The following is a 12635-nucleotide window of genomic DNA, read 5'->3' on the forward strand; positions in this document are numbered from 1 at the left end:
ACTTTTATTAGGGGCGCTGTGCGCCCTTTTTTATAGGGCGTTATATGAAGAAAACGATCTTTACTTTATTTCTTGTGCCAGTTTTTAGTTATGCAGCAGATACGCAGGTATTTAGAGGTGAAGCCACAACAGCATATGAAACAAAAAACAGTAATGGGAAATATGTGGCATCACCTGAAGACCAGCAAAGCCTTTGCCAGTTGGCACAAGATAATGCGTTGGCACAGAAAGAATATTTTATAGCAAATTTGCAATCGTCTTTTGGGAAAAAAGTTGATTCATCCTATGTTTTTTCTCGTTGTGGAACTATTGCAGTTACCGGTATACCGTCATCAAAACCAATCGCTGACACCGCTAATATAAAAATAAACATTACTTACACGGTGACAGATGAAGATATTAATGCAACATCATCACAGCAAAAAGAATGTCTGTCTCGGCCAGCTATTGATGGTGTTTTTAATAATGTCTACTCCGATAAAGATAACCGTTATATTAACTATAATAATTGTCAGTATGAGGCAGGAGGGGTCGTCGTTTGTCGTTCGGATGGTTCAACATGTACAGCAAGCTGGATATCTACAGGGCAATTAACTAATGATTCTTATCCCTCATCATCCGTTATAAGTGATAACTCATCCACTGACGAACCATCAGAGCCTTCTGGTTCGACTTTAACTAAAAGTGACGTTAAATCAGCGGTTAGTGAATCTCTGAAAGAAAACAATGTTCTGCAATCCGACGCCATTGCTTCACAATTGACAGAAAAGGGTGACATTACAAAATTCACCGCTGATTCTGATAAACAGTCTCAGACTTATGTAACGTCAATCGGCGCTTCACTGGATAATTTAGTACGTGGTGCGGCACGTTATGCTGATCCTAATCGTGCAGCTCAATATGGTACAGAGTACTCTGAGTTAGATCACGCGACAGATTTGGCTGATTCTCTTTATGGAGTTGATAAAAATTCATATGGATCCACTTGGGAGACTTTTTTAAGTCAGGGTGCATTACTTCCAACGCTGCCTAATGGGAATGGGTGCTCTGATTTTATTATGTTTTCTGGTGAGATATATCAGATAAAAATTGACTGTAATAAACTGATGGTTATTAAACAAACATTATCTTGGGTGTTTTATGCATTAACTTTCTGGTATGTGTTTATATCATTTACCTCTTTACTTCGGAAAGGAGAGTAACTAATGCCAGTTCTTCTCGGTCTTCCTGTTTTATTCCGTATTCTTATTGGATTTGTCCCTCTGGCTTTAGGCTATATAGCCAAGTTTTTTTCTCGTCTTGTAACCAGAGGGGGAATTATTGCTTTCGTTTTCGTTGCTATGATTTCAGCAACCGTTGGTCTACTGACAGAACACCTTTCCTCAGTTATTGGTGGGGTGATGCCTCCTGATTTTTCAAATTTAATATCATCAATACTCCCCGATCATTTTCAGAAATGTGTTAATACTTTAATGATAACAAGGATATCTATTTTTGTTTTTGACCTTAAAGAACGCTTTATATCTATTGCTAATAAGGTTATATGAATGGCTGTTTATGTTGTTACAGGAAAACTAGGTTCAGGAAAAACACTTGTCAGCGTGTCAAAAATTCAAGAAAAACTGGTTCAAGGATGTCTCGTTGCCACTAATTTAGACTTAAAGTTGCATAACATGCCTGATGTTGGTCGTAATGCAAAGAGAACGAGAGTAATAAGAATACCTGACAAACCGAACATTTTTGACTTGCAATCATTAGGTTATGGAAATACATCTTACGATGAGTCAGATAATGGCCTGTTGGTTCTTGATGAATGCGGCACATGGTTTAATAGCCGCTCTTGGGCAGATAAAGAGCGTCAGGATGTTATTAACTGGTTTTTACACGCCCGTAAATTTGGGTGGGATATCATTTTTCTTATTCAGGATATTAGCATCATGGATAAGCAAGCCAGATTGGCATTGGCTGAACATGTGGTTTATTGTCGACGGACAGATAAGTTAGCTATACCCTTTTTGGGGACGTTATTATCCATTATTGCCAATTCCAGATTTAGCTTTCCAAAGGTCCATTTTGGTATTGTAAAATACGGAGATAATATTAATTCTATAACTGTAGATAAGTGGGTTTATACAGGTGCCAGTCTTTATGCTGCATATAATACAAAACAAGCTTTCTCAGATGGTTATCCAAATGGGGCATTCTGTTATCTTCCACCCTATATCACACATGGGCAGTTTTCAGTTAATAAAGGAATGAGTTATTACATGAGAATCACTAAAATCTGGTTTAGACGTGGAAATCGTATTTTTATGATGGCTTCATTTCTTGCTCTCGGTATTGCCTCTGGGATGTATTATCAACAGTATAAAAATGCAGGTGAGTCAGTCACTGTCAAAACAACCCCATCGTTATCTACAGAAAAAGATGAGGCTTTACCTAGGTTATCTGTTTTCTCATTTTCTCAGTTTGGTCTTGATGCATCAGTTACATTTCGAGATGAAAAAGGAAACTTATATCATAGTTTCGACCTGATAAAGAAAGGGCATGTGATAGAAATAAAAAATCCATGTCGAATTATCGTTAAGAGAAATAATTACGTTCAGACAATAACCTGTCAGGAATGATATCTATGTGTAGATTACTCACTTTACTTATTCTTATTTTCTCTGTTCATGTGTATGCTGAACCTGTTAGCCTTAATAATTCTCCGATTAGATCCTTTGTTCAATGGTATTCAGAAAAAACGGGGAGGGCGGTTATTATTAATCCTGACGTCAGAGGGAATGTCACCGTATTCAATGCAGATGTTAATCAGGATAATGTCGACAATTTTTTTAAATCCGTCTTAAATGCCAACGGCTTTATTATGATCGCCGGCGATCCCGCTATTGTGTCATTGCCGTCTAAGCTTCCATCTCAAATCGCTGAGGATAGTGGCTATGAATCAGTTAGTTATGATGCATATCAGTCAACACCCATGCCAGAAACGGTTGAACTGGCTATTCGTAACTTCAAACTGCATCAGGTCCGATCTTCCGATGTTCAGGAGCTGATTAAGATTTTTTTGCAGTCTAACGGCGGCGGTAATGTTGTTGATTATCCCGGAAATAATGCACTCATCGTTTCTGCACCGGAATCAATCTTACCGATGTTGGCTGAATTTATTCAGTCAGTGGATGTTGCCCGTGACCAGGTGCTTATTCAGTCATTGATGTTTGAAACCAGCCTTTCTGATGGTGTCGATTTATCTTTTGCTGCGGGATCTGCATCAGGACATAAGGTAGCGGGGGGCTTTAATACTTCTGTGCTGGGTAACGCACTTTCTACAGCAGGCGGCTCTTTCGGTATATTTGACGGAAATGTGCTGGCATTATCGCTTCGCGCGGTTCAAAGCAATGCTAATTCAAAAGTGATATCAACTCCGCGCATTCTTACGCAGTCAGGCCAGACAGGGTATATTTCCGTTGGTAAAAATGTACCTTTCATCACAGGACGCGTAACGGGGGAAGCAGCTGGGGTCAACAATCCTTTCCAGACAATCGAACGCCATGACGTTGGGATTTCATTAAAGGTTACACCTGTTGTCATGGGTAACAGTCAGTTAGTTCTAACGATCGACACCCGAGCTGACTCAATCAATAATGATGAACAGGCTTCCGATATCGTTACGAACCAACGCCAGATACAGACTACCGTTCAGATTAAGGATGGCCAGACTCTTTTGCTAGGCGGGTTAATTGATACTGCGCAGACAGAGGGAGAACGCTCAGTGCCATTTATCAGCCAGATCCCCATCATCGGCTGGTTATTCCAAAGTCACTCTGACAGCAATAATCAGCGCATCATGTACGTGTTGCTGACTGCGCATGTTATTCGGGCGTTATGATAGTGTGCTGATGGGTGCGGAGCCCCGTCAGTACACTGTCATAACGTTGTTTGAGGTTTTTAGTTACTGTTTTTATTGAATTTTATGCAAGCAGGTACAGATTTACCAACATAGCTTTCTGTTTTTTAATCGTAACGACGGACAGTAACAAAACTTGCTTTTGTTGCTGACCGCCGTTGGCCAAGCCGCAATAGTTCCTGAGCTTATTCTGTGTACTGATTGCGGCGCGGCAGATTAGCTGAGCTGGTTTTTGTAGCACTCAGGAAAATGTAGTTTTTCGTATTCATGAATAGCTGTGCATAGCGATAGAAATCGGTTTTCTTCAGCCGAACCTACAGGCAGGTCGAGGTCGAACAGCGGCTCAACTTCTGAGAGTGCTGCCAGATATTCCTGTTCAGTTTGTAGAATTGCCATCGTCATGGTTTAAACTCATCGTGTCGTTCAGCGCAGTATAGGCAAAAAGCGTTTTGCCGGATGTGGGGATTTGCTCAGTGGAACGGCCAGTTCCAGCGAGCGCCACCTTTGGTTCGCATAATGTGATACGCGTTATGTTGAAAAGGCCGCTGCGAAAATCAACCCCGCAGCGGCCTCTTTACCATAACGCTATTATGCGAACCAAATTATTTATCTGATAGTTTGGGAATCACTTCACTTAATATTTGTCGAACTTCGCCTTGTGTTTTTGCCTCTACCAACCTATTTATCTCATTATGTAGTTCATTTTCATTAGTGCTTATATTAAAAACATTTAATGCTGTAATTAAGTTTGCTTTTATGGCCGGTTGTATTTGGGCGGAATCCTGACCATTTAGATGAGTTTGATTAGCTAACCACCTCCCATTTATTTTGTAACCATTATCATTCTTTATTAAATTTAATGCTCTATTCACTAACCCTTCACAACTCATTGTTTCATATCCGTTATTTTCCATTTTTCATCTCTCCAGCTTTGCTTTTTTTGGCTAAAATAACTACACCTTCAGTATAAGAGTATCCATAACCATAGCCATAACTACCTTTACCGTTGCCATTGTTAATATCATTTTGTTGATATTTATAGGCCCATGTACCTGAGGTAACCGGTGATATAGAAATCACTTCATAATTATCTTGATTGAGTTTGTTAATAGCATCGTTTATATCTTCATTCAGTTTTTCACCGTCAATCTGACAATCTGACCAACCATCCTGAACAACCTTCTTTTGGCGTATTTTCTCGTCAATATCAATGATGCCAAGAAATCGTTTTGTGTTTCCGGTGGGGACTTTGACGGTTACTTCTTTGTAGATAGGTTGGAAATAACTTGGGACATACACGGTTTTATTCATGATTTATCCTTAATCATCGTATTCAAAATTTTAGCGGCTAAAATTACTCGCATCGGTTCAGGTTTCTGCGATACCCGATCTTTACTATGCTTTCCATAAACTTTTACTTGTGAAACAATGAGATAATCAAACTAATGATGGCAATTATCAAGCTTGCAATTGCAATGTAGTTACTTTTTTTGCTTTCTACCAGTTTCTGCTGATGCTTTAACAACTCAATTTTTAATTCATATTCTTTCTGTGCATCAGGATCACCAAAGCCCCCACCTTGATCATGATAGGTCGTCAACTTATCAAGCTCTTTGTCTATCGCTTTTTTGTTCATATTTCTTGCTCAAAATTCGCACAATCTAAAACGTGCAGTGTAGGTAATACTGCACGTTTGTCTCATTCCTGAGACTATGCCTTTGTTATTCCTCTTCTGATAGTTCCTTTTTTATAAACATTTTTGTGCTGTAAGTATATGAACTTAAGGCAGAAACTTGTCTGGCGAGAGCCAGAATATCTTGTTTTTCCAGCGTTCTGATGTTCCAGACAATGAAGTTGTGGGCGTTTGTGGTCTCTTTATCTGTATAGCCATCAGCAGAAGTCATTAATTTCCTTTCCGTAGCATCCTCTTTAACGGCAAGCGCATCACCATGAGCCAGAGTATTCAGATCTGCCCCTGTGATTCTGGCTATCTGAATGATATCGCTGAATTTCGGTTCAGTTTTACCAGACGCTATTCTGACCAAGGTACTCACGCTAATCCCTGATTTTTCGGCTAGCTCTTCATAAGTCGAATGTTCCAGGATCGCTTTTTTGATCCGCTCTGCTCTCTGCTTATCCGCCATAACTTCGTGCTCAGTGTTGCCCATCAGTTTTACTCCATCTTAACAGTGGTTTTTCAGTAGGTCGTTTTGGTGCTCATTTCTGACAATGTAAACAGTGCAAATGAATTGACTGTCAGATCTGAGCATATTACATTATGGTCATTAGATGTGCTCAAAAGTGACTATTGACACGTATTTTGATGAGTGTGAATCCTGATGATTGACTGGTTTACTGGAGTTTTACCCTGTACACACCGACCATTGCCGTCTGGGAGTGTCGTTAGCGTTGATGCCGATGGCGCTATTGAGTGGGAAACAGTAAAGCGGTTGACGGTTCGCGGCTCCCATGAGTCAACGATGAAAGTAAGATCTATAGGATCTGATGGTGAAGGCCATGCAACACATCTCTACATTGATGGCAATCCGTCTAAGTTTTTACAAGGGCATTCTGTTATCGGTTCTGATGACTTACAGGGACTTGTATTAACAGCTTACGCAAGAATATTGGCCTTATTATCTATCCCTCATGATCTTCCTTCTTATCGCATGGTAATAGCTGGACAGTATAAAATTTCCCGCATTGATATTAACTATATGTATTCTTTATCGACATTAGAAAATGTCAGAGCATGGCTTTATGCCGCAGAGTTTAAGGCGAAAACTCGTCATGGCCGAGCCTGTGGAAAAGGTGGCACTGTTTATCTGGGTAAGAACTCTCGTCGCTGGAGCCTGAAGTTTTATTCAAAATATGATGAGCACATATCGGGAAAAAAAGGTCATCAAATTGCAGATGAATTTGTACAGGTGGGATTACTCGACTGGTCTAAAGATAAACTACGTATTGAATTAACAGTCAGAACAACTGAGTTAATTGATTTAAATCTTACAATTGGTGCTAAGTGGGATATTGAGACTCCCCATAAATTATTCTCTGACTATATAGGGAGGATAGAAATGAATCAGAACACAATTTTAAATGATGAGAAAATAACTCGATTACCAAGAAAAATTCAATCTACTTATTTGTTATGGAAGCAGGGGGCTAATATGAGGGAAATGCTCCCTAAGCCAACTTTCTATCGTCATCGCAAAGAGTTACTTTCATTTGGAATAGATATAAATTTTTATTGTGAATCGCCAGACTCGAATAATGTCGTACCGCTCGTCAGAACATTGGAAGCCAAATCAGCTCAAATTCCTGCATGGGTTCATGAAAAAGGATTGATTTTTGATTACAACCGTATTTCACATGCCAGTAACTGGCGATAAGGTAATGGAGAGATTATAAATGATTAAAATTGAAATAAAGCCCTCACAAGCAGTTGCCGATACACGCAGTGGTGTTTCTAAGTCAACAGGTAAACCTTATACTATTTCTGAGCAATCGGCATATATTTTTCTCGGTGGCGATTACCCTCAGATGTTCAAGATAAATCTTGAGAATGGACAGCCGCCATATCCTGCTGGGATCTACTCTCTTCACGAGTCCAGTATTTATGTCGGAGATTTTCAGAAATTAAGGGTAGGAAAAATAGTACTTGTCCCTTATCAAGATCAATCTAAATAAATTTATTTCATGGGGGATATCATTCAGATTCTTATCGCGTCTGGCATTGTTATTTCTTTTGGTCTGGGCGCAATAACAGCAGGAGTTCTCCGATAATGTATATTGCTTATTTTTTCGGAGCATATGTAATGGGCTTTGCCCTTTTCTATGCGATAGGTTCTTTTAAGTCGATAACCGATCGTTTAATTTAACGTAAAAATGGTGCTTTCATGAAATTAATTACAGCTATTAAATCAAAAATTACCACCGCATCTTTTGCAATTTTTTTCTCCGCAAGTTCTTTTGCTGCTGACAGCTCAACAGATTATGCAGGGCAGGCGATGGACTCTTTGCTGACTCAGGCAAATGATCTTATTGCTAAAGTATGGCCTGTTGTGGTTGCTGTTGTTGGCGCAGGTCTTGCGATTCGACTCTTTAAGAAGTTTTCTTCCAAAGCCGTTTGATAACGTATTATCACTTTTATTAGGGGCGCTGTGCGCCCTTTTTTATAGGGCGTTATATGAAGAAAACGATCTTTACTTTATTTCTTGTGCCAGTTTTTAGTTATGCAGCAGATACGCAGGTATTTAGAGGTGAAGCCACAACAGCATATGAAACAAAAAACAGTAATGGGAAATATGTGGCATCACCTGAAGACCAGCAAAGCCTTTGCCAGTTGGCACAAGATAATGCGTTGGCACAGAAAGAATATTTTATAGCAAATTTGCAATCGTCTTTTGGGAAAAAAGTTGATTCATCCTATGTTTTTTCTCGTTGTGGAACTATTGCAGTTACCGGTATACCGTCATCAAAACCAATCGCTGACACCGCTAATATAAAAATAAACATTACTTACACGGTGACAGATGAAGATATTAATGCAACATCATCACAGCAAAAAGAATGTCTGTCTCGGCCAGCTATTGATGGTGTTTTTAATAATGTCTACTCCGATAAAGATAACCGTTATATTAACTATAATAATTGTCAGTATGAGGCAGGAGGGGTCGTCGTTTGTCGTTCGGATGGTTCAACATGTACAGCAAGCTGGATATCTACAGGGCAATTAACTAATGATTCTTATCCCTCATCATCCGTTATAAGTGATAACTCATCCACTGACGAACCATCAGAGCCTTCTGGTTCGACTTTAACTAAAAGTGACGTTAAATCAGCGGTTAGTGAATCTCTGAAAGAAAACAATGTTCTGCAATCCGACGCCATTGCTTCACAATTGACAGAAAAGGGTGACATTACAAAATTCACCGCTGATTCTGATAAACAGTCTCAGACTTATGTAACGTCAATCGGCGCTTCACTGGATAATTTAGTACGTGGTGCGGCACGTTATGCTGATCCTAATCGTGCAGCTCAATATGGTACAGAGTACTCTGAGTTAGATCACGCGACAGATTTGGCTGATTCTCTTTATGGAGTTGATAAAAATTCATATGGATCCACTTGGGAGACTTTTTTAAGTCAGGGTGCATTACTTCCAACGCTGCCTAATGGGAATGGGTGCTCTGATTTTATTATGTTTTCTGGTGAGATATATCAGATAAAAATTGACTGTAATAAACTGATGGTTATTAAACAAACATTATCTTGGGTGTTTTATGCATTAACTTTCTGGTATGTGTTTATATCATTTACCTCTTTACTTCGGAAAGGAGAGTAACTAATGCCAGTTCTTCTCGGTCTTCCTGTTTTATTCCGTATTCTTATTGGATTTGTCCCTCTGGCTTTAGGCTATATAGCCAAGTTTTTTTCTCGTCTTGTAACCAGAGGGGGAATTATTGCTTTCGTTTTCGTTGCTATGATTTCAGCAACCGTTGGTCTACTGACAGAACACCTTTCCTCAGTTATTGGTGGGGTGATGCCTCCTGATTTTTCAAATTTAATATCATCAATACTCCCCGATCATTTTCAGAAATGTGTTAATACTTTAATGATAACAAGGATATCTATTTTTGTTTTTGACCTTAAAGAACGCTTTATATCTATTGCTAATAAGGTTATATGAATGGCTGTTTATGTTGTTACAGGAAAACTAGGTTCAGGAAAAACACTTGTCAGCGTGTCAAAAATTCAAGAAAAACTGGTTCAAGGATGTCTCGTTGCCACTAATTTAGACTTAAAGTTGCATAACATGCCTGATGTTGGTCGTAATGCAAAGAGAACGAGAGTAATAAGAATACCTGACAAACCGAACATTTTTGACTTGCAATCATTAGGTTATGGAAATACATCTTACGATGAGTCAGATAATGGCCTGTTGGTTCTTGATGAATGCGGCACATGGTTTAATAGCCGCTCTTGGGCAGATAAAGAGCGTCAGGATGTTATTAACTGGTTTTTACACGCCCGTAAATTTGGGTGGGATATCATTTTTCTTATTCAGGATATTAGCATCATGGATAAGCAAGCCAGATTGGCATTGGCTGAACATGTGGTTTATTGTCGACGGACAGATAAGTTAGCTATACCCTTTTTGGGGACGTTATTATCCATTATTGCCAATTCCAGATTTAGCTTTCCAAAGGTCCATTTTGGTATTGTAAAATACGGAGATAATATTAATTCTATAACTGTAGATAAGTGGGTTTATACAGGTGCCAGTCTTTATGCTGCATATAATACAAAACAAGCTTTCTCAGATGGTTATCCAAATGGGGCATTCTGTTATCTTCCACCCTATATCACACATGGGCAGTTTTCAGTTAATAAAGGAATGAGTTATTACATGAGAATCACTAAAATCTGGTTTAGACGTGGAAATCGTATTTTTATGATGGCTTCATTTCTTGCTCTCGGTATTGCCTCTGGGATGTATTATCAACAGTATAAAAATGCAGGTGAGTCAGTCACTGTCAAAACAACCCCATCGTTATCTACAGAAAAAGATGAGGCTTTACCTAGGTTATCTGTTTTCTCATTTTCTCAGTTTGGTCTTGATGCATCAGTTACATTTCGAGATGAAAAAGGAAACTTATATCATAGTTTCGACCTGATAAAGAAAGGGCATGTGATAGAAATAAAAAATCCATGTCGAATTATCGTTAAGAGAAATAATTACGTTCAGACAATAACCTGTCAGGAATGATATCTATGTGTAGATTACTCACTTTACTTATTCTTATTTTCTCTGTTCATGTGTATGCTGAACCTGTTAGCCTTAATAATTCTCCGATTAGATCCTTTGTTCAATGGTATTCAGAAAAAACGGGGAGGGCGGTTATTATTAATCCTGACGTCAGAGGGAATGTCACCGTATTCAATGCAGATGTTAATCAGGATAATGTCGACAATTTTTTTAAATCCGTCTTAAATGCCAACGGCTTTATTATGATCGCCGGCGATCCCGCTATTGTGTCATTGCCGTCTAAGCTTCCATCTCAAATCGCTGAGGATAGTGGCTATGAATCAGTTAGTTATGATGCATATCAGTCAACACCCATGCCAGAAACGGTTGAACTGGCTATTCGTAACTTCAAACTGCATCAGGTCCGATCTTCCGATGTTCAGGAGCTGATTAAGATTTTTTTGCAGTCTAACGGCGGCGGTAATGTTGTTGATTATCCCGGAAATAATGCACTCATCGTTTCTGCACCGGAATCAATCTTACCGATGTTGGCTGAATTTATTCAGTCAGTGGATGTTGCCCGTGACCAGGTGCTTATTCAGTCATTGATGTTTGAAACCAGCCTTTCTGATGGTGTCGATTTATCTTTTGCTGCGGGATCTGCATCAGGACATAAGGTAGCGGGGGGCTTTAATACTTCTGTGCTGGGTAACGCACTTTCTACAGCAGGCGGCTCTTTCGGTATATTTGACGGAAATGTGCTGGCATTATCGCTTCGCGCGGTTCAAAGCAATGCTAATTCAAAAGTGATATCAACTCCGCGCATTCTTACGCAGTCAGGCCAGACAGGGTATATTTCCGTTGGTAAAAATGTACCTTTCATCACAGGACGCGTAACGGGGGAAGCAGCTGGGGTCAACAATCCTTTCCAGACAATCGAACGCCATGACGTTGGGATTTCATTAAAGGTTACACCTGTTGTCATGGGTAACAGTCAGTTAGTTCTAACGATCGACACCCGAGCTGACTCAATCAATAATGATGAACAGGCTTCCGATATCGTTACGAACCAACGCCAGATACAGACTACCGTTCAGATTAAGGATGGCCAGACTCTTTTGCTAGGCGGGTTAATTGATACTGCGCAGACAGAGGGAGAACGCTCAGTGCCATTTATCAGCCAGATCCCCATCATCGGCTGGTTATTCCAAAGTCACTCTGACAGCAATAATCAGCGCATCATGTACGTGTTGCTGACTGCGCATGTTATTCGGGCGTTATGATAGTGTGCTGATGGGTGCGGAGCCCCGTCAGTACACTGTCATAACGTTGTTTGAGGTTTTTAGTTACTGTTTTTATTGAATTTTATGCAAGCAGGTACAGATTTACCAACATAGCTTTCTGTTTTTTAATCGTAACGACGGACAGTAACAAAACTTGCTTTTGTTGCTGACCGCCGTTGGCCAAGCCGCAATAGTTCCTGAGCTTATTCTGTGTACTGATTGCGGCGCGGCAGATTAGCTGAGCTGGTTTTTGTAGCACTCAGGAAAATGTAGTTTTTCGTATTCATGAATAGCTGTGCATAGCGATAGAAATCGGTTTTCTTCAGCCGAACCTACAGGCAGGTCGAGGTCGAACAGCGGCTCAACTTCTGAGAGTGCTGCCAGATATTCCTGTTCAGTTTGTAGAATTGCCATCGTCATGGTTTAAACTCATCGTGTCGTTCAGCGCAGTATAGGCAAAAAGCGTTTTGCCGGATGTGGGGATTTGCTCAGTGGAACGGCCAGTTCCAGCGAGCGCCACCTTTGGTTCGCATAATGTATATTATGTTAAATAACCTCCATAGGTCTATTACTTCATGGTTCTCTGGTGCTACCATAGAAATCAGCATGTTGTGAATTTTGAGATACCCTCTTTTATTGCATTAGGTCTGTCGTACATTTACTTCACCTCATAAGATCGAGCAGTGGATTGGCA

Annotated in this window: 18 protein-coding genes; 12 read left to right on the forward strand and 6 right to left on the reverse strand. The window is 39.8% G+C overall.

Features of this window, described 5'->3' with window-relative positions; genetic code table 11:
* Positions 1-44: 44 nt before the first annotated feature.
* The 4 genes from AB8809_RS12130 to AB8809_RS12145 are packed head-to-tail and all read left to right on the forward strand — an operon-like array spanning position 45 to position 3889.
* Positions 45-1202, forward strand: coding sequence for a hypothetical protein (locus AB8809_RS12130; protein WP_349855934.1), 1158 nt, complete (start codon positions 45-47; stop codon positions 1200-1202).
* A 3-nt stretch (positions 1203-1205) separates the two neighbouring features.
* Positions 1206-1547 (forward strand): DUF5455 family protein, encoded by a 342-nt coding sequence (locus AB8809_RS12135; RefSeq protein ID WP_104209363.1) that lies wholly within the window; start codon positions 1206-1208, stop codon positions 1545-1547.
* The gene (locus tag AB8809_RS12140) at positions 1548-2627 is read left to right on the forward strand and encodes a zonular occludens toxin domain-containing protein (protein ID WP_349855935.1); all 1080 of its coding nucleotides are present in this window, start codon (positions 1548-1550) and stop codon (positions 2625-2627) included.
* A 5-nt stretch (positions 2628-2632) separates the two neighbouring features.
* Positions 2633-3889, forward strand: a complete 1257-nt coding sequence (locus AB8809_RS12145; RefSeq protein ID WP_349855936.1) for a secretin N-terminal domain-containing protein — start codon at positions 2633-2635, stop codon at positions 3887-3889.
* Between the two features lie 234 nt (positions 3890-4123).
* On the opposite strand, the gene AB8809_RS12150 is transcribed toward AB8809_RS12145, so the two are convergent.
* The 5 genes from AB8809_RS12150 to AB8809_RS12170 form a co-directional block, all read right to left on the reverse strand.
* A complete protein-coding gene (locus tag AB8809_RS12150; protein WP_349855937.1) occupies positions 4124-4309 on the reverse strand; it encodes a hypothetical protein in 186 nt (61 codons plus the stop codon).
* Positions 4310-4509: 200 nt separating this feature from the next.
* Positions 4510-4821: a hypothetical protein gene (locus AB8809_RS12155; protein WP_349855929.1), complete on the reverse strand. Its 312-nt coding sequence runs from the start codon at positions 4819-4821 to the stop codon at positions 4510-4512.
* Entirely contained in the window at positions 4811-5218 is a 408-nt protein-coding gene (locus AB8809_RS12160) for a hypothetical protein (RefSeq protein ID WP_349855930.1), read from the reverse strand. Before AB8809_RS12160 ends, AB8809_RS12155 begins: the two co-directional genes overlap by 11 nt.
* Positions 5219-5321: 103 nt before the next feature.
* A complete protein-coding gene (locus tag AB8809_RS12165) occupies positions 5322-5543 on the reverse strand; it encodes a hypothetical protein (protein ID WP_349855931.1) in 222 nt (73 codons plus the stop codon).
* Positions 5544-5628: 85 nt separating this feature from the next.
* Positions 5629-6075, reverse strand: a complete 447-nt coding sequence (locus tag AB8809_RS12170; protein WP_181063645.1) for a helix-turn-helix transcriptional regulator — start codon at positions 6073-6075, stop codon at positions 5629-5631.
* A gap of 171 nt (positions 6076-6246) precedes the next feature.
* On the opposite strand from AB8809_RS12170, the gene AB8809_RS12175 reads away from it, so the two are divergent.
* From AB8809_RS12175 to AB8809_RS12210, 8 genes are all read left to right on the forward strand, one after another.
* Positions 6247-7299: a phage/plasmid replication protein, II/X family gene (locus AB8809_RS12175; protein WP_349855932.1), complete on the forward strand. Its 1053-nt coding sequence runs from the start codon at positions 6247-6249 to the stop codon at positions 7297-7299.
* Positions 7300-7318: 19 nt separating this feature from the next.
* Positions 7319-7597: a single-stranded DNA-binding protein gene (locus tag AB8809_RS12180; protein WP_349855933.1), complete on the forward strand. Its 279-nt coding sequence runs from the start codon at positions 7319-7321 to the stop codon at positions 7595-7597.
* 9 nt (positions 7598-7606) lie between these two features.
* A complete protein-coding gene (locus AB8809_RS12185; RefSeq protein WP_349855954.1) occupies positions 7607-7693 on the forward strand; it encodes a tail virion protein G7P-2 in 87 nt (28 codons plus the stop codon).
* 113 nt (positions 7694-7806) lie between these two features.
* The gene (locus AB8809_RS12190; protein ID WP_104209361.1) at positions 7807-8040 is read left to right on the forward strand and encodes a major coat protein; all 234 of its coding nucleotides are present in this window, start codon (positions 7807-7809) and stop codon (positions 8038-8040) included.
* A gap of 56 nt (positions 8041-8096) precedes the next feature.
* Complete coding sequence (locus AB8809_RS12195) at positions 8097-9254, forward strand: hypothetical protein (protein WP_349855934.1); 1158 nt, start codon at positions 8097-8099, stop codon at positions 9252-9254.
* Positions 9255-9257: 3 nt separating this feature from the next.
* Positions 9258-9599 carry a DUF5455 family protein gene (locus tag AB8809_RS12200; protein WP_104209363.1) on the forward strand — a complete coding sequence of 114 codons (342 nt, stop codon included), beginning with the start codon at positions 9258-9260 and terminating at the stop codon, positions 9597-9599.
* On the forward strand, positions 9600-10679 hold the full coding sequence (locus AB8809_RS12205) for a zonular occludens toxin domain-containing protein (RefSeq protein ID WP_349855935.1): 1080 nt from the start codon (positions 9600-9602) through the stop codon (positions 10677-10679).
* Between the two features lie 5 nt (positions 10680-10684).
* Entirely contained in the window at positions 10685-11941 is a 1257-nt protein-coding gene (locus tag AB8809_RS12210) for a secretin N-terminal domain-containing protein (protein ID WP_349855936.1), read from the forward strand.
* A 234-nt stretch (positions 11942-12175) separates the two neighbouring features.
* Here the strand turns inward: AB8809_RS12210 and AB8809_RS12215 are convergent, their stop codons facing one another.
* Positions 12176-12361: a hypothetical protein gene (locus AB8809_RS12215; RefSeq protein ID WP_349855937.1), complete on the reverse strand. Its 186-nt coding sequence runs from the start codon at positions 12359-12361 to the stop codon at positions 12176-12178.
* Positions 12362-12635 lie beyond the last annotated feature (274 nt).

The organism is Pectobacterium aroidearum (genome assembly GCF_041228105.1).
Lineage (GTDB): Bacteria > Pseudomonadota > Gammaproteobacteria > Enterobacterales > Enterobacteriaceae > Pectobacterium > Pectobacterium aroidearum.

Bases quoted from the DNA above. Each gene is read 5' to 3' on its own strand.
- AB8809_RS12130 (WP_349855934.1), top strand. From the start codon at position 45: ATGAAGAAAACGATCTTTACTTTATTTCTTGTGCCAGTTTTTAGTTAT.
- AB8809_RS12135 (WP_104209363.1), top strand. From the start codon at position 1,206: ATGCCAGTTCTTCTCGGTCTTCCTGTTTTATTCCGTATTCTTATTGGA.
- AB8809_RS12140 (WP_349855935.1), top strand. From the start codon at position 1,548: ATGGCTGTTTATGTTGTTACAGGAAAACTAGGTTCAGGAAAAACACTT.
- AB8809_RS12145 (WP_349855936.1), top strand. From the start codon at position 2,633: ATGTGTAGATTACTCACTTTACTTATTCTTATTTTCTCTGTTCATGTG.
- AB8809_RS12150 (WP_349855937.1), bottom strand. From the start codon at position 4,309: ATGACGATGGCAATTCTACAAACTGAACAGGAATATCTGGCAGCACTC.
- AB8809_RS12155 (WP_349855929.1), bottom strand. From the start codon at position 4,821: ATGGAAAATAACGGATATGAAACAATGAGTTGTGAAGGGTTAGTGAAT.
- AB8809_RS12160 (WP_349855930.1), bottom strand. From the start codon at position 5,218: ATGAATAAAACCGTGTATGTCCCAAGTTATTTCCAACCTATCTACAAA.
- AB8809_RS12165 (WP_349855931.1), bottom strand. From the start codon at position 5,543: ATGAACAAAAAAGCGATAGACAAAGAGCTTGATAAGTTGACGACCTAT.
- AB8809_RS12170 (WP_181063645.1), bottom strand. From the start codon at position 6,075: ATGGGCAACACTGAGCACGAAGTTATGGCGGATAAGCAGAGAGCAGAG.
- AB8809_RS12175 (WP_349855932.1), top strand. From the start codon at position 6,247: ATGATTGACTGGTTTACTGGAGTTTTACCCTGTACACACCGACCATTG.
- AB8809_RS12180 (WP_349855933.1), top strand. From the start codon at position 7,319: ATGATTAAAATTGAAATAAAGCCCTCACAAGCAGTTGCCGATACACGC.
- AB8809_RS12185 (WP_349855954.1), top strand. From the start codon at position 7,607: ATGGGGGATATCATTCAGATTCTTATCGCGTCTGGCATTGTTATTTCT.
- AB8809_RS12190 (WP_104209361.1), top strand. From the start codon at position 7,807: ATGAAATTAATTACAGCTATTAAATCAAAAATTACCACCGCATCTTTT.
- AB8809_RS12195 (WP_349855934.1), top strand. From the start codon at position 8,097: ATGAAGAAAACGATCTTTACTTTATTTCTTGTGCCAGTTTTTAGTTAT.
- AB8809_RS12200 (WP_104209363.1), top strand. From the start codon at position 9,258: ATGCCAGTTCTTCTCGGTCTTCCTGTTTTATTCCGTATTCTTATTGGA.
- AB8809_RS12205 (WP_349855935.1), top strand. From the start codon at position 9,600: ATGGCTGTTTATGTTGTTACAGGAAAACTAGGTTCAGGAAAAACACTT.
- AB8809_RS12210 (WP_349855936.1), top strand. From the start codon at position 10,685: ATGTGTAGATTACTCACTTTACTTATTCTTATTTTCTCTGTTCATGTG.
- AB8809_RS12215 (WP_349855937.1), bottom strand. From the start codon at position 12,361: ATGACGATGGCAATTCTACAAACTGAACAGGAATATCTGGCAGCACTC.